The organism is Bartonella sp. ML70XJBT (assembly GCF_028618425.1).
In the GTDB taxonomy this organism is placed as follows: domain Bacteria; phylum Pseudomonadota; class Alphaproteobacteria; order Rhizobiales; family Rhizobiaceae; genus Bartonella.
This window is the reverse complement of record NZ_JAQISX010000011.1, coordinates 16,435-39,204: the sequence shown is the minus strand read 5'-3', so window position 1 is coordinate 39,204 and position 22,770 is coordinate 16,435. Positions and strand designations below refer to the sequence as shown.

Sequence of the window (22,770 nt, the reverse complement as noted above, 5' to 3'; positions counted from 1 at the left end):
GAAGTTCATATCACCAATTCTATGAAAGGGCGGGGAACTTTAATGGTAGAAAAGTTTAATATCGGGTGGGTGATATGAAGTTATTTTTAAAAAAGAGTCCATTAGCTCTCTTTTCTTCTCTCTTTATTTCTAAAGTTGGTGATTATGCTTATGAAGTCGTTTTTGTTTTACTTGTCTTAGACGTAACAGATAATGCCTTTTTGATCGGTCTTGTGTATTTTTTTCGATTTATCCCTTTTCTCTTTTTTGGTCCTATAGGCGGTTGGTGTGCGGATAATTTTTCTTTGAAGAAAAATATGATCTGCAGTGAAGTGGTGAGATTATTCCCCGCATTCTTCGTGTTTATAACCACTATAACGGGGACTGCAAATATTATTGTGCTTATTTTGGCAGCAATAGGTACAACAATCGGAAGAAGTATTTTTCAACCAAGCTTTCAAGCGGCTATCCTGAAAATGTTTGTAATCAAGGATTTGACAAAGGCAAATAGCCTTGCACAAATTATCAATGAAATTGCCGCCGTCATTGGTCCTTTAGTTTGTTCTCTCCTGCTTTTTTTAGCCAATAAATCCACCGTCCTCATTTTTGATTTTTTTACCTACTTTATTTCTATTATCCTGTTATTCAATCTCATGAATTTAAATTCAAATGAGAGTAACTCATTTAATTTTATAAAAATTTATCGGGAAACAGCTTCTTATCTTAAAGCTATTTCTACTGAAAATAATAACTTATTTATTACGCTCGTTGGATCGGCGTTTGCTATTCTCTTTACAGGGGCAATTTTAAGGTTTTTAATTCCAGCTTTTGTTCTCTCTATAGGGGCAGAGGAAAGCTTTGTGAGTTCACTTTTTTCTCTCATGGCTGTGGGAACGATTATAGGTGGTTTGTCCTATCATAAAATGATCGTCAATGTTACATCATTAAAGCTTATGATCTTTTGGATTCTTTATGGGGGTGTTTTATTTGTTATGCCTTTGGCAGCAATCCTTTCTTTAAAGCTGCTTCTCGTGTTCGCTTGTGTTTTAGGCTTTACGGGGGCATTTGTGGATATTAGTTTAGTCTCAGCGCTTCAATTATATTCTCGTCGTGAAGATTTTGGAAAGAGCTTTGGAACCTTTTCAACCCTCGCAAATTCTGCGGAAGCCGTGTCTGGCCTTATTGCTGGACTTTTTGCACTCGTTGGATTAATGGGCTCTTTTTTAACGATGTCGGCCTTCATTATTGCTACTGGAATGACTGGTGTTATAAAAATTAAAAAAAGTAAAACGCTCCCTTCACACGACAGTCGAGAATGATCATTGAGCGATTTGAGATCTCCATGTCGTTTCTTTTAAAAAAGGCAGGGCGCTCATGATCCTATCATGGTGTAAAATACTGATCTTTGAATTGTGGTGATATCAGCTCTATCACTTTATGCATTTAAGGTGCTTTTTTGTAAGGTGCTTTTTTTGTGTGCGTGGATTGTGGAGCGTGCTTGTTTACACCTTTTGTCGCACTTTTTGTCGCACCGCCCTCCCTTAAGGGCGGTGATCCTCAAGATAGAGGCGTTTAAAGTGTTGTGTTGTTTATAAAGTGGCTGTGTCCTGAGTAGCGCAGGAGTGTGAGCCTTTCGTTGGTGGTTTTTGAGTGAAAATAGGAAAGCGTAAAGACGTGTATCTGTAAAAAGGGTGGGGTAAGCCGTGGAGGATTGATGCTTTGTGCAAGCTTGGGGGGGGTGATTTTTTGCTATGGCGTGGAATGGGATCAGAGGTTTGGGGGAAGAGTTTGTTAATGGAGGGGTATTGGGATGGAGAGGTATATTGAGGGTGCTGACGAGACAAGGTGGAGATTAAGGTGTGCGGAATAGGGGACTGGAGTGTGTGAAGGGGAATGGAAGATAGAGAGTGCCGTAGGGTGTGTTGGTGCGTTGATGGGATGGAGGTGAGGGCGAGAAGAGTGTGGGGAAATGCTGTGTGAGTTTTGTGTCGTGAGGTAAGGCTTGGGGGGGGGGGGGGGAGAGTTTGTCAATGGAGGGACAAGCCGCCGGGTAAAGAGGTTATGTTGAGGGCGCTGACGGAAGGGGGAAAGATTTATGTGGGTGTTGATGGAAGGGGACGTAGGGCGGGGTAAAGTCAATTTTTTTAAGGGGCGCTTTCATGTTCTTTTTGAAGGCGTTTTTCTGAATGTTTTTTAAAGAATGAGGGGGGCTCATTTGTCGTAAGCGATGAGGTCATTTTGAGGGCGCTTTTTTTGAAAAATCTTTTATCTTCTGGTTCTATGATGCTTTTTTGCGCGCGTTGCTTGTCCTTATTTTTTCTTTCATATTTTTGCTCTTGCACTCGTTTAGATCACATCCCATATTCATTTTAACACGACAGTTCTTCATGCTTTAACGTTTCTGGTGTTCGTGTGGTGAGGCAGTCTTTATGACATGCTGGGGAGAGCTTTTGATTTAGTGTTTTTGAGAAAATAAAAGGGCTGGAGCGATGATGAAAAAAAGGATGCAGTTGCTCTAAGAAAGGAAAAAAATGAACTTGGAAAAATATAGCGAACGCGTGCAGGGGTTTTTACAATCAGCACAAAATAACGCTCTCTCTTCTGATCATCAGCAGTTTATGCCGGAACATTTCTTGAAAGTGTTGTTAGATGATCCGCAAGGATTGGCAGCATCGCTTATCCAAAAAGCAGGGGGAGATCTCAAGCTTATTCAAAAGGCGCTTAAAGAAGCGCTCGAAGCTTTGCCAAAAGTGCAAGGGGGAAATGGACAACTCTATCTCTCGCAGCCGGTGGCAAAAGTTTTCGCGCTGGCGGAGGAGCTCGCACAAAAAGCCGGTGATCAATTTGTTACTGTCGAGCGCATGTTGCAAGCACTGTTGATGGAAAAGTCTGCAAAAACAGCTGATATTCTAACAAAGGCGGGCTTGACCCCGCAGGCGCTTAATCAGGCAATTAATGATTTGCGCAAAGGAAAAACAGCGACAAGCCGCCATGCGGAGGGTCAATATGATGCCTTGCAAAAATATGCCCGTGACCTCACAAAAGATGCACGTGAGGGAAAACTCGACCCTGTCATTGGGCGAGAAGAAGAAATTCGACGCACCATTCAGGTGCTCTCACGGCGGACGAAAAATAATCCTGTGCTGATCGGAGAACCAGGGGTGGGAAAAACCGCTATTGTGGAAGGGTTGGCGCTGCGCATTATCAATGGCGATGTTCCAGAAACTTTGCGCGATAAACAACTCTATGCTTTGGATATGGGCGCGCTTATTGCTGGTGCAAAATATCGCGGGGAATTTGAAGAACGTCTTAAAGCGGTATTGGCTGAGGTGCAAGCTGAAAATGGGCAAATTATTCTTTTTATTGATGAATTGCATAACCTTGTGGGGGCTGGAAAATCTGATGGTCCTATGGATGCTTCCAATTTGTTAAAGCCGGCTCTTGCCCGTGGAGAGCTCCATTGTGTGGGCGCGACAACCCTGGATGAATATCGAAAATATGTCGAAAAAGATGCTGCTCTTGCTAGACGTTTTCAACCGGTCTTTGTCTCTGAGCCATCGCTGGAGGATACAATTTCTATTTTGCGCGGAATTAAAGAAAAATATGAACAACACCACAAAGTGCGTTTGGCAGACAGCGCTTTGATTGCGGCTGCTCGACTCTCTTCTCGTTATATTACCGATCGTTTCTTGCCCGATAAAGCCATTGATCTGATCGATGAAGCCGCTGCACGCTTGCGTATGCAGGTTGATTCAAAGCCGGAAGAATTAGATGCGCTGGATCGGCGAATTTTACAGTTGAAAATCGAACGGGAAGCTTTGAAAACAGATGTTGAACCTACAGCAAAAGAACGTTTGAACAATGTGCAGGAAGAACTCAAAACATTGGAACAACAGTCCGCTGAGATGACAACAGCTTGGCAGGCTGAAAAACAAAAATTAGGACATGCGGCTGATTTGAAAAAACAACTCGAAGAAGCGCGCAATGCTTTGGCCATTGCACAACGGGATGGACAATTCCAACGCGCTGGGGAACTGGCTTATAGTGTTATTCCGGAACTTGAAAAACAATTGACTTTAGCTGAAAATGATGATCAGCAAAATCATCTCGTTGAAGAAACGGTGACCGCTGAACATGTCGCGCGGATCGTTTCACGCTGGACTGGTATTCCTGTTGATCGGATGTTGGAAGCAGAACGCGAAGCGCTCTTGCGCATGGAAGATGAAATTGCAACCCGTGTCGTGGGACAGGGCGAAGCGGTTCAAGCGGTGGCGCGGGCTGTCCGCAGAGCGCGGGCTGGGTTGCAAGATCCTAATCGTCCCCTCGGTTCCTTTATGTTCTTAGGCCCTACCGGTGTGGGAAAAACCGAACTCACAAAAGCTCTCGCGGCTTTTCTTTTTCAAGATCCCAATGCTATGTTGCGTATTGATATGTCGGAATATATGGAAAAGCATGCCGGAGCGCGGCTCATTGGGGCACCCCCTGGATATGTCGGATATGAAGAAGGGGGCGTACTGACAGAGGCTGTACGAAGAAGACCTTATCAAGTTATTCTCTTTGATGAAATTGAAAAGGCGCATCCGGATATCTTTAATTTGTTATTGCAAGTGTTGGATGAAGGGCGCTTGACCGATAGTCAAGGAAGAACGGTCGATTTTCGTAATACTTTGTTGATTATGACCTCTAATCTTGGTGCTGAATTTTTAACCGCTTTGCCGGAAGGACAAACAGTTGATCAAGCAAAAGACGATGTGATGAATGTTGTCAAAACCGCTTTCCGTCCGGAGTTTTTAAACCGTATTGATGAGATTATTCTTTTTCAGCGGTTGCAACGCAAAGATATGGAGGCCATTGTGGATATCCAGATACAGCATTTGCAAAGTTTGCTCAATGAACGCAACATAACCTTGCATATCAAACCAGAAGTGCGACAATTCCTTGCCGATAAAGGCTATGATCCCCTTTATGGGGCACGCCCCCTTAAACGGATTATCCAAAAGGAAATTCAAGATCCGCTCGCAGAAAAAATCTTGTTTGGAGAAATTCACGATGACACAGTGGTGACAGTAATAAAACAAGGGGATCGCTTGGAATTTCTACCTGAAACATAAGTGGGGGGAATTTCACAGAACAAGGATGGTGATAATCCTCTTATGCCATAAACTGTTGTTTGAGGGGTGCTGAGTGTACTGATTATACCATGCGTGGCTGGACAGAGGTGTTTGGATTTTTGTAGATCAGTATTTTTAAGAACTTTTATTCTTTATCCCCATGGGGACGAGTGTAAGAATATTTAGGAAAAGTTTGCTTGTTGAAATTGATGAAACAACGTTTTTGAGGTGCGCTCACGGTGTGCTGCTTTGCATGAGTGGTTGGTCAGAGAAATTTGCTCTAAGATGTTGGATTCTTGATAGAGCAGTGCGCGAGGTGGATAAATGTTTCATTGAGCTGAATTCTGTAAAGCTGTAAAAGCGTAAAAATGTGGTTCTGTAAAAGTGAAGTGGACGTGTAAGGATGTGAGGAACTTATGCGTTGTGTCAGCTTTGGAGGGCGTTTGTGTAGGCTTTGGGGGCGTATTGGGGCTTTTGTCATGGGGTGGAATGGAGAGCACAAGTTGGGGGGGGAGAGCACAAGTTGGGATGAAGAGAGGCGGTATTGGTGCGTTGAGGGGAGAGAAGAGGAAAGCAGAGAGAGGGAGGAGAGCGTGTTAAAATGGAAGAGAATGGGATGGAGGGGGCGTGGTACTAAAAAATGGAGAAGAGAGTGAAAGGGGGAGAGGTTGGTTTTTATGATCACAAGGTATGGAGCATTATTGTACAGCGCGCTGTCGTGAAATGGCAAAAGCAGTAAGGCCATGTTTTTTCAAAAACGTGTGAATGAGCAACATAATGATGTTGTATTTTGTGCTTTATGTTTTGGGCATTCTGGTTGCATGAGAGAGATGATTATGAGAAAGAATGACACAAAATATTAAAAGAACAATATAAAAACTTGACAAGGTCAATGTAAAAATGTATCATAATGGCATAATCAGCATTGTATCTTTAAACCAGAGCAGATAAGAGCCCCCACATAAGAGCTCTTGCGAAGATGGCATTGTGAAGATGATGGGTAAGAAGATAATGGGGTGAGGGTGCTCAAGGTTTTTTTCCAAAATTTTATTGTTTTTTTGCTTGTTGCTCTTTGATGTTGTCAAGGGATGCTGAACAAGGGGAGGCTGAACAAGAGGGATGCTGAACAAGAGGGGACTGCACAAGGGGCGGTGTTGCAAGAGGGTGTTGTTTGAAGTGGAGGGATGTCCTTCTCTATGGGGGAAGCTGCTGTACATTATTGGAGACGGGCGATATCCGATATCGAAAGCTTTAGGTGCAGGGGGAGAGCGATGAATAATGTTTGTGGGCGTCTTTATCTAATCGGAAATTAACCACCAAATTGCCTTTTGTTTTTTAGGGTGGAGTTCTCTAAAATTTTGTACAAGGGTTTGTTCCTTTTCGCTATAGATTTCTTGGTCATTGTGTGCGTGATGTTCTGGAATGTCTTCTTTTGAAATATCCGCATAAAAAAAGGTAATGGGAACCTTCAGTAGCTTGGCAATTTCTTGTAAACGCCCTGCGCTTACACGGTTCAAACCTTTTTCGTATTTTTGGATTTGTTGAAAACTGACACCTAAATGGCTTCCTAATTCTTTTTGAGAAAGCCGCATTGAAATTCTTCTATGACGAATTCTTTTGCCAATAGAGATATCATTAAAATGTGAATTTTTGGTTGGAAAATGTGAATTTTTGGTTTGCACTTTATGCCCCCCGCCGGTTGCGAGCGCCCTCGCATTGGTATTCCGGGAGGTTGAAAATACTGAGCTCAGTCAGCTTTTTGCTTTTAGTGCTGTTAAGCACCTGGACATAGCAAAAACTCCCGGAATCCCGGGATACCCACAACAGTGGGACAAATTTATGTACTGAGCGTTCGGGTTTTCAACTCCCTATTTGATCGTTGCGTGGACGATCAAAAACACAGACTTATCAATAAAGGAGTTTCAAAAGATTGGCAAGAAAAATTAAAATATTGCCTATGCTGCACATTCGTAAAAGAGTGTTGTTCTGAGGTGTGGTAAAGAGAGCAGGAATATTAAGGCGCGCTTTATGAAGGACTATCCGTTTGAAGGGTGATGATCTGAAGTTCGTAGGGAATATTTTGCTCCATAAGGCTGTGTTGTTAATAAACTAGTGTTGACTAAAGTGGTGTGGGGTGTTGGTTTGGAGAATTTTTCTGTAAAGGCGCAAAAGCGTAAAAGCGTGGATCTGTAAAAATGAAACAAAGGATTGGGACTTTGTGGGCATTTTTATCTAATCGGAAATTAACCACAAAATTGCCTTTTGTTTTTTAGGGTGGAGCTCTCTAAAATTTTGTACAAGGGTCTGTTCCTTTTCGCTATAGATTTCTCTCTCATTGTGTGCGTGATGTTCTGGAATGTCTTCTTTTGAAATATCTGCATAAAAAAAGGTAATGGGAACCTTCAGTAGCTTGGCAATTTCTTGTAACCGCCCTGCGCTTACACGATTGAAGCCTTTTTCGTCTTTTTGGATTTGTTGGAAACTCACTCCTAAGTGGCTTCCTAATTCCTTTTGAGAAAGCCGCATTGAAATTCTTCTATGACGAATTCTTTTGCCAATAGAGATATCATTAAAATGTGAATTTTTGGTTTGCACTTTATGCCCCCCGCCGGTTGCGAGCGCCCTCGCATAAGTATTCCGGGAGTCTAAAAGTACTGAACCCTAGTCAGCTTTTTTGCTTTTAGTGCGGTCGAGCACCTGGACATAGCAAAAACTCCCGGAATTCCGGGATACCCACAAAAGTGGGTTTATTTGTACGCTAGGGTTTAGGGCTTTTAGTTCCCTTATTGACCGTTGCGTGGACGATCAAAATATCTGTTAAGTGATAAAGTAATTTCAAAAGATTGGCAAGAAAAATAAAATACTTGTTATGCTGCACACTCGTAAAACAGTGTTGTTCTGAGGGGCTGTGAAGAGAGCAGAGATATTAAGGCGTGCTTTATGAAGAACTATCCGTTTGAAGGGTGATAATCTGAAGTGCGTAGGGGATATTTTGCTCCATAAGGCTGTGTTGTTAATAAACTAGTGTTGACTAAAGTGGTGTGGGGTGTTGGTTTGGAGGATTTTTCTGTAAAGGCGCAAAAGCGTAAAGGTGTGGATCTGTAAAAAAGGTTAGGGAAGTTTTAGGACGTGGAGGATTTACACGTTGTATGGGCTTTTAGATCGTGTTGCCATTTTGTGAGGGCATGGAAGGGGATCAGAGGTTTGGGGGTGAAGATTTCGGCATTATGCGAGCTTTTTGCTTTTTGCTTGGGGCTTTTGGCTTATTGGGGGTGGTTTTCCTTTTTTTATTGTTGCGTGTTTTGAAGGTTCGTTGCTGATTTTCATGACATTGTTTCATGGCATGGAATTGGTTTTTCTTGATTGAAAGGAACATGATGATGGCTGAGAAAAATTGTCTTCCCTTACGTCGAAGAGGACGGAAAAAAGGGGCTTTGAATAAAACAACAAAGCGGTTTAATGAAGCCTTACTTACAGCCGCTGAGCAGGCTGGATCTCAATATGGGGAAGACGGACTCGTGTCTTATCTGCAATATCATGCGCTGAATAATCCGGTGCCTTTTTTTTCGCTGTTGGCAAAAGTTTTACCTCTTCAGGTGAGTGAGGAAGGAAATGTCAAAACAATTTCGCGGATTGAGATTGTTCCCGTGAAATCAAAAGGAGCCCAATCGGAAAAGTGTGATCTTGAAGCGTGACCTTAAGGAAATATAAGCGTGTGCTATTGAAAAATATGAGGCGGGTGAGGAAAGTTTTCTGTTTTGGAAGGGGGGGCTTTTTTTGAGGGATGATGATAGTCAAGGGCGTTTAGAGGTTATCGGGTTGGTTAGGCGCTTGTGATACTGGAAGGTGTTCGGTGGAGAGCGATGAGGCGTCAAGGGTGTGTGCTGGAGGGGCTTTGGTGGATGATGCCATAAAGGTGTCGTGGGGCACAGAGGCTTTTGTGCAAGGGGTTTTAGGGGATATGAGAAAATACCGTTTTGATGGGTGAGAAGTGTGACACTTTAAGAGGGTGTGATGGGCGGTTGGTCGTGCTTTAGGGCGCTCTTGAGGGGTCGACAAGTGTTTTAAGGTTTGGGGATGGGTGAGGGGCGTGATGTTGAGATTTTAGGGGCTTTTGTGAAGGAACGGTGAAATTGAGGGGAGGAATACCGTGCTTTTGTGGGGGACAGGAGTGCGGTGTTTGAAGGGGCGGGGCTTTTCGCGCGCCTTGGGGAGTGGGGGGGTATAAAAAAAGGAAATGCCTAAAAAGCGGGATGCATTGCGTATCTGGCTGAAGAGAAGAGAGCGCTTTTGAGATAAGCTTTTTTCTTTTAATGGTTCTGGAATGATGAAATTTGGCATTATCAAATTGGCATTATCAACAATGTGGAGCTCAATTGTTGCTCTCAATTGTTGCTAAAGTATAAAAATTTATCATGACAACGGTTCAGAAAATTTCTCAAAAAATAGAGCAGAAAACGGCTCAAGTGGCTCTTATTCCAAAGCTTATTCCTGTCTTTACCGGAAAGGCGGATGTCCGAGCCGCTTGGGGCGGACGGGGTTCTGGAAAAACACGCTCTTTTGCTTTGATGACAGCTGTGGTGGGATATCGCCATGGAATGGCAGGAGAACGCGGGATTATCCTTTGTGCGCGACAGTTTCAAAATTCTCTCAATGAGAGCTCTTTGGAAGAAATTAAACGCGCAATCGAATCTTATCCTTTTTTACAAGATTATTATGAAATCGGTGATAAATATATTAAATCAAAAGATGGGCGGATTTCTTATGTGTTTGCCGGGCTTGATCGAAATATCGCGAGTATTAAATCAATGGGGCGGGTGTTCCTTTGCTGGGTTGATGAGGCGGAGCCGGTCACTGAAACCGCTTGGCAAACCCTTATCCCAACTTTGCGCGAAGAGGGAGACGATTGGAATGCAGAATTATGGGTTACTTGGAACCCATATCATGAAAATGCCCCCGTGGAAAAACGTTTTCGAAATGTCGATAATCCCAATATCAAAGGCGCACAAATTAATTGGCGTGATAATCCGCAATTTCCCGAAAAGCTTAATCGAGATCGATTGGATGATTTGCAGCAAAGACCAGAACAATATAACCATATTTGGGAAGGCGAATATCTCCAAGCTGTGCAGGGGGCTTATTATCAAAAATGTTTGCTCGAAGCTGAAATGGAAGGGCGGATTACCACCGTTCCACGGGATCCTTTGATGCAGGTGAAAATCTTTTGGGATATCGGAGGAACCGGTGCAAAAGCCGATGCAACCGCCTTGTGGGTCGCGCAATTTGTGGGACGCGAAATTCGTGTGCTCGATTATTATGAAGCTCAAGGTCAACCACTCTGTGAACATGTGGGATGGATCTTTCAAAGGGGATATGAAAAGGCTCTCATGGTTTTGCCCCATGATGGCGCAACAAAAGATCGTGTTTATAATGTCAGTTTTGAAAGTGCCCTCCAACAAGCCGGTTTTCAAACCAAAATCATTCCTAATCAGGGAACGGGCGCGGTCAAAATGCGGATTGAAGCTGTAAGGCGTTTGTTTCCTGCTCTATGGTTTAATCGTGACACAACAGCTGCAGGCAGAAAAGCGCTCGCTTGGTATCATGAAAAGCGTGATGAACAGCGCAATATTGGTCTTGGCGCTGAACATGATTGGGCAAGCCATGGGGCTGATGCCTTTGGACTGATGTGTGTGGCTTATGAACAGCCCCATGCGAGAGCGCGAAAAAAACCTTATCACTCTTCTCTCCATTCTCAAACTTCATGGATGGCTTTTTAATGAATATACTTACAGATTCTTCTTTTTCTTCTTTTGGTCAAATCGAAACGCTTGAACAGCAAGCGCTTTTTAAAAAACTCGTGGGGTGGTATCAGGACGATATTGCGCATGTTGAAAAATGGCGAAAAAATGCCCAAGAAGACTACGATTTTTATAATGGGCGGCAATGGAATGAGCAAGACTTGGCTGTCTTGAACGAACAAAATAGACCGGTGATGACTTTTAACCGTATTGCCCCGCTGATTAATGCTGTCATTGGGGCTGAGCGCAATAATAAACGACAAGTCCAATTTATTCCACGACAAGAAGGCGCTGCCTTTGCAAACCAAATTCTGACAGGGGCCGCTGAATGGTTTCGCGATGAAGCTGATGGGGAATATGAAGATTCTGATGCTTTTCAAGATGCGATCATTTGCGGTATGGGCTGGACAGATACACGCCTTGATTATGAAGAAGATCCGCAAGGAAAACCTATCATTGCGCGGCTGGATCCTATGAAAATGGTTTGGGATGCTAGTGCTGTTAAGCCTAATCTTATTGATGCACAACGTTTATGGTATATTGATGAAAAACCTTTGGCTGTCGCGCAGCAAATGTTTCCCCATGTGCATTGGAGCGATCTTCATGCCGATTGGGTGAAACATCAGGGGTTTTTACACTCAACCAACGGTGGGATGACAAAAAGCTACCAAGGAGAAGGAGCTTATCTGGAAGAGGGAGGAGAGGCAATAAGCACTCAACGGCCTAAAATGGTGACATTGGTTGAATGTCGCTGGTTTGAACGTGAGGTGGTTTATAAAGTACTCGAGCCGCAAAGTGGTCAATTTATCGATTATTCAGAGCAGGATTTTCAAAGTTTAAGTAAAGCCTTTCCAGATGTTCAAGCAACAAGGTTGACCAAAAAAATTGTCAAACGGGCATTTTTGGGGAGAAAGTTGCTTGATGCCCCGGATAAGCCTTTGGTCCCTGCAGGTCAATTGGGATGGGAGTGTATTACGGGTACTTTTGATAAATTAAGCCGGCACTTTTACGGGCTTGTGCGCCCTACAAAAGATCCACAACGGTGGGCAAATAAATATTTTAGTCAAGTGATGCATTTGCTCAATAGCCAATCAAAAGGCGGGATTATGGCTGAACGTGATGCTTTTGATGATGATCGACAAGCCATCGAGAGTTGGGCTAGAGCCGATAGCATTACTTGGTTGAAAAGTGGGGCTGTGTCTGGTGGAAGAATCCAGCCTAAACCAGTGGCACAATTCCCGCAAGGGTTTTTCCAATTGTTTAATGAAGCAAAGAGTGCTCTCGAGCAGGTGACGGGCTTGTCTTCTGAATTTATTGGAACACGAGCGGTTAATCAGCCTGGTATTCTTGAACAACAACGCCGACAATCTTCCCTTAATCTGTTGGCTTCCTTTTTTGATGCTTTGCGTCGATATCGGCAACGACAGGGGAAAATTATTCTCTATCTTATTCAAAATTATCTCTCCGATGGGCGGTTGGTGCGTATTGCTGGGGATGAAAATGCCCAATATGTACCCTTAACACGCGAAATGGTGACAAGTTTGGAATATGATATTGTCGTGGATGATGCACCAACAAGTCTTAATGAAAAAGAGCGGACTTTTGCATTGATTATGCAATTGCTTCCTTTGATGCAAAATTTTGCAACACCAGAGATTATGCTCGATCTCTTACGCTATTCCCCTTTGCCGGCTTCACTTATTCATAAAATTGCGATAAAGGCGCAAAATGCTCTCCAAGAAGAGAAAAATGCTTCAGCGCAAATGGGGCAGAGTGTCGGAGCAGAGCAGATGATGCAGATGTTGCAAAGAGCAAATGCTCAACAGTGACGCTTTATAATTACGCTTTATAATGCGCAATGTTGGAGACATTTGATCCAAGGGAAGTAATCCAAGGGAAGTGATCCAAGGGAAGGGTGTCCATCAATTTCTATCTTTCGTGTTGCTTATGCCGTGTGCAATGGCCGCTTCTCTTTATCTTTATCGTAAGAAGATGAGAAGCGTTGTTTTGTGGGATAAGGGCATGTTGGGGAAAATGTTCGATAGAACTTTGTTGTTTATGGTGGGGGGCAGGGTGGGAGGTATCTTGCCTTCTTCGTGTGGGTGTGCGGGGTATCGATAGGTTGGAGATCATGTGAGCAGAGCACCTTGGGGGGATCAATGCTTATAGGCTGTTTTATCGGAAAAATTTCATTGTATTGTTTTTAAAAAAAAGAAAAGGCTAATGTCATGGATCAAGAACACTTAACGCCGGAAGAACAAAACCATTTGAAACAGGATTTTCTTGCCTCAACGCAAGGGGGAGAAGAGGGTGAAAGTGGAAGAGAAGAAAAAACGTTGGAAGAAAATTTTCACAGGCAAAAGCTTCAACAACAGCCATCTTCTCAAGAAGGCGGAAAAGAGGTGCAGGGGGAAGAAAATGCACCACCAGATCCACAAAAGGATTTTATGGGCTATATGCAATGGTTGGGAAAAACACTTCAAAAACAAGGGCTGTTCCAGGAAAAACAACAACCTTCCCCGGCTCGCGAAGCAGAACAGTTGCAGGCGTTTTATCAGCAGTCTGTGGCAAGTGTTAAACAAAAGCACCAGGATTTTGATCAAGCGGCTGATTTTATTTATGAAACGCGCGCGAAGCAGTTGGCAGCTTTTGCTTCGCTTTATCCTGAGATGGCCGATCCCCAAAATATTGATGCAAGGATTGGTGATGAATTGAAGCAGATCTTGCGCGATTGTGCGCAAAAAAACCAAAATCCGGCTGAAGTGATTTACACGATTGCACAAAAATTTGGCTATAGCAATGTTCAGAATAACATGGGGGAAAATTTGCAGGAAAGACACAATTCTGCAAGGACTCTTGCTGCTTATAATGGCTTGACGCCAAATGGGCCGATTTCTTTGGATATGCTGGATAAAATGTCAGAAGCAGAATTTAGCACTTGGGTTGCTGATCCTAAAAATAAAGCGGCTTTTAATCGTTTAATGGGGGGAAGAGAATTTTAATCACAAGAATAGTGTTTACGCGAAAATGTGAGGAAGCTTCTGGTGCAGCAGGGATGTGGGAGATGTCTTTTAGCTGGACCCATGAGAGGGTTTTTCGCGCGTGAAATGCGGAAGGGAGATGCGTGGGCTTGAGGCTCGCGTGGGGGAATATTCTCAAAGTACAGGCGGGGTAAGGAGAGCTCTTATCAGGGGGAGGCGAGAGGCTAACAGAACCAAAACACACGAGAACAACTTAAGCCACCATCGAAATGAAATGTGGTGTTTTGAGCGCTCGGCACTTTGCCGGGTTTTTTTATGTCAATAAACTTTTCGAGGATAAAATGACTGTAACTTATATCGGACTCAATGACCCAATGGCAGTGCGCACATGGTCTAAACTCTTAAATCAAGAAGTCTCAAAAGCAATCCCGATTGCACCGTTAATTGGAAATGATTCAAACAGTATCGTACAGTTAAAGGATGAAACCACAAAAGCAAGTGGCGATTCCATTAGCTTTAATTTGCGTGTGCAGTTGCTCGGTGATGGGGTCAGTGAAGGGCAAACATTGGAAGGAAATGAAGAAGCTCTACAGTTTCTCAATGATCGCTTGGCGATTAATGAGCTTGTTCATGCGGTGCGGGTCAAAAATGAAGGTACTATCGATCAGCAACGCATTCTCCACGATTTGCGCACGGAAGCAAAAAATGGTTTGGTGGATTGGTATGCAGATCGCCTAAGTATGATGTTCTTCATTCAAGTGTGCGGATATACCGCAAAATCCATTAACTTTGAAGGACGATCCATTACACTTAAACCCGTTCATTATGGCTTTAATGCCCCAACGGCACCAACCGATAAACGCGTTTTGCGCCCTAATGGAAAAACAAAAGATGAAGATTTAAAAGAAAATGATACCTTTGATCTTGATCTGGTCGATAAAGCGGTTGAACGGGCTAAATTAGCGAATCCTAAAATTCGTCCCGTGCGGATCGATGGGGAAAATGTCTATGTGCTTTATCTTCATCCAACCCAAGTAACGCAATTGCGAACCAATACCGATGCCGGGCAATGGCTCGACATTACCAAGGCAATCTATAGTGGAAGCCGTATTAAAAATCCGCTCTATGATGGATCTTTGGGCATGTATAATGGTGTTGTTTTACGCGAAGCTGAACATATTACCGAAGGGGTTGAGTCGGGAACTGCAAATAAAGCTGTCCCCAATGTGCGTCGTGCGGTGCTGCTTGGAGCGCAAAGTGCTGTGATCGCTTTTGGAAAAGATCGAGGGGCAACACGCTATAAATTGGTGGAAGAGCTCTTCGACTATGAAAGAGAATTTGGGGTCGCAGCAAAAACCATTATCGGTATGAAAAAAACCTGCTTTACCTTGCCAGGAAGTGCGCAAGGAGCTCAAGATTTTGGAACAATTGTTATCCCAACTTATGGAGCACCTGCTTAAAGCAAATGCTTGCTTCCTTCTTTCCCCCAACAAGAGGGTTCTGTTGGGGGAAAAATTTAAAATACTTCTAGAAAAAGGATAGGCTTATGACCGCTTTATCTCGTGATCCTAACAATCGCGATCTTACTCATTCAGACCGCTCGCAAACTTTTGCTTCTATGGTCGCGCTTATTCAAGATGAAATTGACGATACAACAGCTGAATATTCCCAGCAAATTCAAGATTCAATTGTTACAGCTTTGCGTTTGTGTGAACGTGAACCCTTTTTCTTTAATGAAAGGAGAAAAAGCACGTTCAAAACACAAAGTGAGAAAACATGGTATGGAAAAGAAGAAGGCGTTTTTATTGAATCAGAAAAAAGCTTGGAAGAAGTCTTTTTAACAACAAAGAATACACCACCAACAAAATTATTTTTTAAGCCTTTGGAAGTGTTGCATCAGCAATATGGTATGCATCCTGAGTTAGGAACACCATTCTTTTATACGTGCCTTGATCAAAAAATAGGACTCTTTCCAACGCCAGAAAATGTCGAAACTGTACAGCTTTCTTATATGCCTATTCATATTAGCGATGAACAGCTCAAAGAAGACAATAATCCTTGGTTGATTTATGCTTTTGATCTCATTAAAGCACGGGCAAAATATGAACTTTATAAAAATATCCTTAAAGATCCTGAATATGCTGCCGTTTCTTTTAGAGATTTTCAAGAACAGCTTCAAGCTTTGCGTATTGAAACATCACGAAGAAAAGGTTCTTCAAAGATTCAGCCAATGAATTTCTAAAAGGCTTTTTTTCAATTGTTTATGCTTAAGATGGGCGTTAAAGACTGGACGAGTGCTTATGTTTTTAAGCGTCGCTTTGGGGCTTTCATGGGGCTTTCATGCGTGTTGGAGTCTAGATTGGTCTTGAGATCCAGATTGGCTTTGAGGAATAGGTGTTGAGGATGAGCCGCTGTTGGGAGGGCTTGTAGACGTGGATATTTTTGCAATAAATCAACTGTAGGTTGTTTATTTGTGGGATTTTTTTGCTCTCGTTTTAAGGGCTCTTGTGGTTTTAACCACAGCAACCTTGATGTTTCTTGAAATGTAAAGGGCTTTGGTCTCTTGTATGGAACGGGTTCTTCAAAGATTTATGGGGGGCACTTTTTTCTCAATCTTTGGGGGGGCGTGCTGGCATTAGCGGCTGGTATTGGGGCGGCTGGTATTGGGAAGTGCTGAGGAATGATTTTGGTTGAGCGTTGGTGGGGGCGGTAAGCTTGCCATGATGGGTGGGATCATTTTTCTCGAGAGGTTAGCAACTTATAGTCGTATTTTATTCAATTTTATGTCCTTAGAGCTTTATTCTAGGGGTTTTGTGGTTTCAATGAGCAAGCCTTGGTGTTTTGGCACTGGGGGCTTCAAACATTTTGTAGGGGGCTTGATGGCTTTTTTCCCAATTGCTGATTATCGACCCGATGTGGCGGATATCAATGGAATTTTTACCGATGAACTTGTCAATGTACTCCCGGCGGATGGCTCTTATATCCCTATGCCAAACTTTGAACCTTTGTCAGAGCCATGTCCAGAGCCTATTTTAGGCGCTCTTGCGGTTAAAACAAAAAATGGCGTTTCTATTCTTGTTGGGACAAGAGAAAAAATCTTCTTGCTTGATAATACAACAATGAAGTGGAAAGATATAAGCCAAAAAGGAAAGGCTTATATGGCGAATATTGATGCGCCGTGGTCTTTTGCTTTGTTTGGTGATTTTATTATTGCGGTGAATGCCAATGATAAACCACAAGTGATCGATATTATTCATGATAAAACATTTAGAAATTTAGGAGGAAATCCACCACAAGCAGGGCTCGTTCGCGTCTGGGGCGATTTCGTTTGTTTGATGAAATTAACTGAACATCCAAGACGGGTTCATTGGTCGGGATTGAATGATGCAGAATTTTGGACTGTGGGGAAAAAAAGCTGCGATTATCAAGATTTTCCTGATGGCGGTTTTGTGCAAGGGGCAACTGAGACGACAAATCCCATTATTTTTATGCGTTCTGCAATCTATTCCGGCTCTTTTATCCCAGGCTCTAAGATTATTTTTAGTTTCCAAAAAATCCACGATAAAAGAGGGGCTAAAAATGCTGAATCAATTGTTTGTCGTGGTGATTTGGCTTTCTTTGCTGATGAGGGCGGTTTTTATCAAATAGCAAATGACGGACAGATTATCCCCATTGGCTTTGAAAAAGTTGATCGAATGATGACCGCAAAGTCAAGACAGAGTAATCTCTATACCATGTCTGCGGCGATCGATGGCGTGTATAATCGTGTTTATTGGATGGTGGATAGCGATGAAAACCTTCATAAACGGATTTTGCTCATTTATGATTGGGGGTTGCAAAAATGGACAAAAGCTCTCGTGGATATCAAAATGATCCTGCCCATTTTCTTGACTGGAACAACGCTAGAAGGTCTTGATTTTGTCGCTAAGAATATTGATGATTTATCCTTTTCTCTTGATAGTAAAGCGTGGAAAAATGAATCACCTATTCTAGGAGCATTTGATCAAAAGGGTAGACTGGGGTCATTTTCTGGTCCTCCTATGGCTTGTGTGGTCACTTCACAAGAAATGGGGCAGACAAATGGCATGATAACACGGGTGAAAAATATTATGCCTCAAGTCAATAGTGGAAAATTTTATTTGTCTGTGGGAATGCGCTTTCGACAATCTTTTGAAGAGGAAACGATTTGGTTGCCAGAAAAGCAACCTTCTCATAATACCGGACAAATTCATTGTCGCGCAAGGGCACGGTTTTATCGCTTTAAATTGCGTATTCCTGAGGGGATGAATTGGACCCATGTCACGGGATTTGATGTGGAATTGATGCCAGCCGGCATGCGATAGGCTAAGCCCCTATAATAAATAAGCATGCGAGAGGCTGAACTTTTATCATTAAAAGATATGTGTGAGAGCCAAGCTATGATCATCAAAGGACAGGACAGATGGGGGTGTCATGCCCTTATCAAAGGAATAAGGCAGGGCTTAATGCTTCTTTATGATTGGAAAGAGTTTGTACCATGTTTTTTATGAAAAAAGCGCTTTCTTAATCTTATGACCGCTCTCTTAATCTTATGACACAAGGGAGGGGGCTTCCTTTTGAAAGGTGTGGGGTAAATAGGAGTGCGTGGGGGACGGCGTAAGGGGGATGTTCGGTGTGCGTGAAAAAATTAAAAGAGCTAAAATCATGATGCAAGATCATCAAGATCATCAAGATGTGTATTCTGCTCACCTAACACAGCACTGGTCATGGGAAAAAATAGCGCCCTATCAAGAGGGTCTTAATGCGGCATTAAAAAAATATGCTCAGCGTTTTCCGGATGATGTTTGTCTGGAAAAAATTGCTGAAGAAATTGCTATAGGACAAGCTCAATTATGGCTGGTCTTAAAAAATAAAATTCACTTTAGTGCTTTTGCAATCACCAAAGTTGAAAGTACCCATACGGGGAAAAAATGCGTCATTCTCTCAGATTTGGCTGGAGAGGGAGGGCTGAAATTGGTCAAATTGATTGATGAGGTCGAAAAATGGGCGCGAACAATCAAGGCTGAAGAAATACATATGTTTGGAAGAATTGGGTGGGCGAAAAAGCTCGCTCATCAAGGATATTCTCGTAATCTTATTCAATATAGAAAGGTTCTGGGTCTATGAGTAGAAAAAAAACACCTCAAGTGCAGACGACAACACAAACAAATGCCCCCCCTGCTTGGGCGGCGGATATTTTTAAACAAGCCAGTGCAGATGCACAGGGGCTTTATAAAAAGGGAATTGGTGGAAATGTTTATCAAGGAGAGCGCGTTGCGGGTCTTAGCGATATGACACAAAATGCACTGAACGGTTTACAACAAGCAGCAGGGCTTTATAATAATCCTGCGCTAACACAGTGGTTAAATGCACCAACCAACACCGCCACAAATCTTTCCAGTATGGCGAAGGGAAATTGGATTGGAAGCAATAGTAAATTTAATATGGCATTGCAAAATGCCTTGAATAAAACTTCTGACGCCATTAACCAATCGATGTCTGGGGCGGGGCGTTATGGCTCTGGAGCCCATACCGGCGTACTCGCCGATGAGTTAGGCGCTTTGGCAACAAATGCAGCAGCACAGCAATATAATCAAGATATTGGTAATATGATGAACGCAAATCAGATGATTGATCGCTCTCAGCTTGATCAAGTGAATGCGGCAAATGCCTATTATCAAGGACAGAGTAATGTGCAAGGAAATGCTCTGAAAGGGGGGATGATTCAAGATCTCAACCGTCAAAATATCTTAGATGCGGAGCGTCAAAAATGGTCAGAAAAAGATAATCAAGATTGGAACCGGTTGGAACGTTTGTTACAGATCGGAACACAGGCGGCTGGAAATTACGGAACAACTTCCGGAAAATCGACAACAATCCCTTCTGTGACAAAAGATCCATTGCGTGACGCGCAGCAGGTGCTGGGATTGGTTGGAGGAATTCTAGGGCTTTGTGATGTGAGAGCAAAAGAAAATATTACCCTTGTGGGAAAGAAAAAAGGATATCCTCTTTATCGCTTTAATTATAAAGGAAATCCACAACGCTACCAGGGTGTTCTGGCACAAGACGTGTTGCGTGTGAAGCCTGAAGCGGTTTTTGTCAATGCGAAAACAAAATTACTCCATGTGGATTATGACAAAATAGGCTTGAAAATGAAGAAAATAAAAATGGAAGAAAGGCCGGAATCTAAAAATAAACCAGAATCTAAAAATAAAATTGTGGCTTTCTTTTCTTCCATTTTTGCGCGTCTTTCCTTTTTGCAAAAAGAGTGTCTCCTATGAGTTCGATTTATGATTGGTCAATCATCGCGTCAGAAAATGCTTATGTCGATGAGAGTATAAACTGGGCTGAAGGGCAACCGCCAAGTTCAGTCAATGATAGTGCGCGCGCTATGATGCAACGTATCAAAGAATATTTGTTGGATAATGGGGGCGTGATTGAAACACAGTTTACGGTTGATAGGGAGAATAAAAAAACAGCCCTTCGTTTGGCGACAAAGTCTTTTTTTGAGACGTATATGGATGGCATTGTGGTGCGCTTTAAAGCACAGGGCGTCAATAGAGGAATAACAAATGTTTCTTTAAATCAATTACCCTCAAGACCAACCTATATGGCAACGCCAGAGGGGATCATGCCTTTAAAGGGGGGAGAAATACAAAAGGGAGGGCTTTATGAACTCGTCTATACGCATGATATTGCTGGGAAAAATGCTGATGGTTGGTTTTTAACCAATCCTACCATAAAACTTCCTGAAATTCCGCCCTTTCCTCCTTTACCTGAATCTTTTTCATCTGGATTTATTGGAACTTTTGCGAGTGAAAAAATACCCTCTGGGTGGCTGCTGTGTGATGGGAAAGAATATTCGCGAAAGAGCTATGCCAATCTCTTTGCTGTTCTGGGGGAAATATGGGGAAAAGGAGATGGGAAAACAACATTTAATGTTCCCGATTTGCGGGGAATGTTTTTACGGGGGCTCGATAGTGGAAAAAAACTTGATAAAGGACGTCTTTTGGGAAGTCGACAAGAAGAATCTTTTAAAGCCCATACCCATGAAGGAAAAACAGATTCGGCAGGTAAACACCAGCATAGTTTGTCAGAGGCTGAAAACAATCTTATCATCCACGGTTGGGGGAGTACTCAAGAGTATGTATCTGTACTGCTCAGAAAAAATATGTTAACAGATCCCGCCGGAGAGCATGAACATAAGGTCTTGTTGCAAAAAACAGGAGGAGATGAAACACGTCCTGTTAATATGGCGGTGGTTTATGCGATAAAAGCCTGAGAGTGAAAGCTTTAAGAGAGATAAAAGAGAGAGCAAAAGGGTTGTAAAATCTTCTATTATAAAAAAAAGCCTTATCGAATCTATCCTGCAGAAAGCTGTGAGATACTCCTGAAAAAATGATCCCTCCTCTTTTATGATTTTACTTTTTGTACCGCCTTTGTTGGAGATATAAGGTCTTTTTGCCTATTGCTCTTTAAAAAATCAAGACTCTCATCATTGATGAGAGGGGCTCATAGAGGGAAGGGGATCATAGAGAGAAGAAAATCTTCATTTCATTGCTTTTTTTGGTCTAAAAAATTAAAGGTTTTATCCACTCTCTCTTTCTTGCGTGTCTTTTTCTTATTAGCTCGTGATATATCGTCTCGTGCAGTGGGTTTAGAGCTTTGATGGGTAATGATAAAAAGTGCAGAGATAATTTTTTATGAAGTCATAAAAGACGATCATTAAAACGCTATCATTGAAGGTAATGATATCTCGTCAGTATGCATACATAAGCAAATCTGCAGAGCAGGACTTATTTCTAGAGCTTAGAACTCATAGAGCTTTATGGCAAGTGAGTCATAGCAAGTGAGTGATCAGCAGATAAAATCCTTTTAGAGCCGTTTGATTGTTAACAAACTGATGTGGGGTTTAAAATCTTCGTCCTTTGAAGATGTTGGGAGGCGGTCAACAAATATGATGTATTAAGGCACAGGAAGGTGAAATGGAGCGGCTTCCCCTTGGCAGTGTATGAAGAAAGCGCTCTTTGCTTTTAAAACGGGTGATTTGTTTGTGCAAGCAAGTTCGTGATTTATTATAACGCTTGGCTGAGAATTTGAACTGTTCTTTGAAAGAGGGTATTTTGTATTTGTCAGCCAATTTTTTTAAAACAGAATGAGTGTGCGAGGAGAAAATCTGTTAGATAATTGTTTATCCCGTTATGCCGTAAAATATCCTTGTTTGAGAAGTAGTTAAAGCTAGAGTGTTTTTTTATGTGTGGGTGACATTGAGGATTTGCTTGGAGAGCCTTCATGAAATCTCAATTCTTTGAGAAGTGGTGATAGAGAGCATTTGACCGGAAAAGTCCAAAATCCCGCTAGACTAAAAGGCCGGTTTGTTTCCAGACTATCGTTTAAAGATCGCTTTAGGTTTGCTTTGTTCTATTGGAAGAAGTCGACGAAGTATGCCATGTCATTATGCATGTTGGGCGGATAGGGAGGAAAAATCACCATTTTAGGTGGAAAACAGAAATAATTAAAAAAAATGTTTTGTAAAGGCTTCCGATAAAGGAATTTTTTTCAAAAGCGTTTAATGCAGTTTAATGAAAAATGAAAGAGTCGGACAAAGGGAAAAAAGACTCAAATGCTCCATGGAGCTGTTCAAAAAGGGGGATATAATGGCACTTTTTCCATTTTCTATTGCAGATATTGATGATCCTGAATGTATTCGTGTGGTGCTTTATGCCAGCGGGAGAATGGGCCATGCTCCTTTGAACGCATTGTTGAAAAAAGCATATAAGGATATGAAAAAAATTTCAAAGCGCATGGATGCTTTAGAAGATAGGGTAGATCTGCTTGATATTATCGGTATCAAATAGAAGTAAAATATGAAAGAAAATGATC

The 22,770-nt window shown here is 42.4% G+C and carries 16 protein-coding genes and 1 pseudogene; 15 read left to right on the top strand and 2 right to left on the bottom strand.

Annotated features, from left to right (window positions below; all coding sequences use genetic code 11):
• Positions 1-74: 74 nt before the first annotated feature.
• The 3 genes and pseudogenes from PVV65_RS05470 (at position 75) to PVV65_RS05460 (ending at position 5,690) form a co-directional block, all read left to right on the top strand.
• Positions 75-1,305: pseudogene (locus PVV65_RS05470) on the top strand (MFS transporter).
• A 1,205-nt stretch (positions 1,306-2,510) separates the two neighbouring features.
• On the top strand, positions 2,511-5,090 hold the full coding sequence (gene clpB, locus PVV65_RS05465; RefSeq protein ID WP_273789485.1) for an ATP-dependent chaperone ClpB: 2,580 nt from the start codon (positions 2,511-2,513) through the stop codon (positions 5,088-5,090).
• Between the two features lie 423 nt (positions 5,091-5,513).
• Positions 5,514-5,690 (top strand): hypothetical protein, encoded by a 177-nt coding sequence (locus tag PVV65_RS05460; RefSeq protein ID WP_273789484.1) that lies wholly within the window; start codon positions 5,514-5,516, stop codon positions 5,688-5,690.
• A 698-nt stretch (positions 5,691-6,388) separates the two neighbouring features.
• Here the strand turns inward: PVV65_RS05460 and PVV65_RS05455 are convergent.
• Both PVV65_RS05455 and PVV65_RS05450 read right to left on the bottom strand, forming a co-directional pair.
• Positions 6,389-6,772, bottom strand: a complete 384-nt coding sequence (locus PVV65_RS05455; protein WP_273789483.1) for a helix-turn-helix transcriptional regulator — start codon at positions 6,770-6,772, stop codon at positions 6,389-6,391.
• A gap of 550 nt (positions 6,773-7,322) precedes the next feature.
• The gene (locus PVV65_RS05450) at positions 7,323-7,685 is read right to left on the bottom strand and encodes a helix-turn-helix transcriptional regulator (RefSeq protein WP_273755614.1); all 363 of its coding nucleotides are present in this window, start codon (positions 7,683-7,685) and stop codon (positions 7,323-7,325) included.
• A 785-nt stretch (positions 7,686-8,470) separates the two neighbouring features.
• On the opposite strand from PVV65_RS05450, the gene PVV65_RS05445 reads away from it, so the two are divergent.
• The 12 genes from PVV65_RS05445 to PVV65_RS05390 all read left to right on the top strand — a co-directional run bounded on the left by PVV65_RS05445 (position 8,471) and on the right by PVV65_RS05390 (position 22,745).
• Complete coding sequence (locus PVV65_RS05445) at positions 8,471-8,785, top strand: hypothetical protein (RefSeq protein WP_273755613.1); 315 nt, start codon at positions 8,471-8,473, stop codon at positions 8,783-8,785.
• 158 nt (positions 8,786-8,943) lie between these two features.
• On the top strand, positions 8,944-9,078 hold the full coding sequence (locus PVV65_RS05440; protein ID WP_273755612.1) for a hypothetical protein: 135 nt from the start codon (positions 8,944-8,946) through the stop codon (positions 9,076-9,078).
• Positions 9,079-9,505: 427 nt separating this feature from the next.
• Positions 9,506-10,867, top strand: a complete 1,362-nt coding sequence (locus tag PVV65_RS05435; protein ID WP_273789482.1) for a PBSX family phage terminase large subunit — start codon at positions 9,506-9,508, stop codon at positions 10,865-10,867.
• Positions 10,852-12,717 carry a portal protein gene (locus tag PVV65_RS05430; RefSeq protein WP_404978393.1) on the top strand — a complete coding sequence of 622 codons (1,866 nt, stop codon included), beginning with the start codon at positions 10,852-10,854 and terminating at the stop codon, positions 12,715-12,717. Before PVV65_RS05435 ends, PVV65_RS05430 begins: the two co-directional genes overlap by 16 nt.
• A 399-nt stretch (positions 12,718-13,116) precedes the next feature.
• Positions 13,117-13,890 (top strand): hypothetical protein, encoded by a 774-nt coding sequence (locus PVV65_RS05425; RefSeq protein WP_273789480.1) that lies wholly within the window; start codon positions 13,117-13,119, stop codon positions 13,888-13,890.
• A 320-nt stretch (positions 13,891-14,210) separates the two neighbouring features.
• Complete coding sequence (locus tag PVV65_RS05420) at positions 14,211-15,329, top strand: N4-gp56 family major capsid protein (protein ID WP_273755608.1); 1,119 nt, start codon at positions 14,211-14,213, stop codon at positions 15,327-15,329.
• 86 nt (positions 15,330-15,415) lie between these two features.
• Positions 15,416-16,111: a hypothetical protein gene (locus PVV65_RS05415; RefSeq protein ID WP_273789479.1), complete on the top strand. Its 696-nt coding sequence runs from the start codon at positions 15,416-15,418 to the stop codon at positions 16,109-16,111.
• A 637-nt stretch (positions 16,112-16,748) separates the two neighbouring features.
• Positions 16,749-18,212, top strand: coding sequence for a hypothetical protein (locus PVV65_RS05410; protein ID WP_273789503.1), 1,464 nt, complete (start codon positions 16,749-16,751; stop codon positions 18,210-18,212).
• A 343-nt stretch (positions 18,213-18,555) separates the two neighbouring features.
• Entirely contained in the window at positions 18,556-19,014 is a 459-nt protein-coding gene (locus PVV65_RS05405; protein ID WP_404978394.1) for a hypothetical protein, read from the top strand.
• On the top strand, positions 19,011-20,168 hold the full coding sequence (locus tag PVV65_RS05400) for a tail fiber domain-containing protein (RefSeq protein WP_273789477.1): 1,158 nt from the start codon (positions 19,011-19,013) through the stop codon (positions 20,166-20,168). The genes PVV65_RS05405 and PVV65_RS05400 overlap by 4 nt, the downstream gene beginning before the upstream one ends.
• Complete coding sequence (locus PVV65_RS05395) at positions 20,165-21,169, top strand: phage tail protein (protein ID WP_273789476.1); 1,005 nt, start codon at positions 20,165-20,167, stop codon at positions 21,167-21,169. The genes PVV65_RS05400 and PVV65_RS05395 overlap by 4 nt, the downstream gene beginning before the upstream one ends.
• A 1,375-nt stretch (positions 21,170-22,544) precedes the next feature.
• Complete coding sequence (locus PVV65_RS05390) at positions 22,545-22,745, top strand: hypothetical protein (protein WP_148255651.1); 201 nt, start codon at positions 22,545-22,547, stop codon at positions 22,743-22,745.
• Positions 22,746-22,770: the final 25 nt, after the last annotated feature.

Excerpts from the sequence above, each read along its gene's own strand:
- PVV65_RS05410 (WP_273789503.1), top strand. The coding sequence starts at position 16,749 with ATGGCTTTTTTCCCAATTGCTGATTATCGACCCGATGTGGCGGATATC.
- PVV65_RS05445 (WP_273755613.1), top strand. The coding sequence starts at position 8,471 with ATGGCTGAGAAAAATTGTCTTCCCTTACGTCGAAGAGGACGGAAAAAA.
- PVV65_RS05395 (WP_273789476.1), top strand. The coding sequence starts at position 20,165 with ATGAGTTCGATTTATGATTGGTCAATCATCGCGTCAGAAAATGCTTAT.
- PVV65_RS05415 (WP_273789479.1), top strand. The coding sequence starts at position 15,416 with ATGACCGCTTTATCTCGTGATCCTAACAATCGCGATCTTACTCATTCA.
- PVV65_RS05435 (WP_273789482.1), top strand. The coding sequence starts at position 9,506 with ATGACAACGGTTCAGAAAATTTCTCAAAAAATAGAGCAGAAAACGGCT.
- PVV65_RS05400 (WP_273789477.1), top strand. The coding sequence starts at position 19,011 with ATGAGTAGAAAAAAAACACCTCAAGTGCAGACGACAACACAAACAAAT.
- PVV65_RS05420 (WP_273755608.1), top strand. The coding sequence starts at position 14,211 with ATGACTGTAACTTATATCGGACTCAATGACCCAATGGCAGTGCGCACA.
- PVV65_RS05430 (WP_404978393.1), top strand. The coding sequence starts at position 10,852 with ATGGATGGCTTTTTAATGAATATACTTACAGATTCTTCTTTTTCTTCT.
- PVV65_RS05405 (WP_404978394.1), top strand. The coding sequence starts at position 18,556 with ATGCAAGATCATCAAGATCATCAAGATGTGTATTCTGCTCACCTAACA.
- clpB (WP_273789485.1), top strand. The coding sequence starts at position 2,511 with ATGAACTTGGAAAAATATAGCGAACGCGTGCAGGGGTTTTTACAATCA.
- PVV65_RS05390 (WP_148255651.1), top strand. The coding sequence starts at position 22,545 with ATGGCACTTTTTCCATTTTCTATTGCAGATATTGATGATCCTGAATGT.
- PVV65_RS05425 (WP_273789480.1), top strand. The coding sequence starts at position 13,117 with ATGGATCAAGAACACTTAACGCCGGAAGAACAAAACCATTTGAAACAG.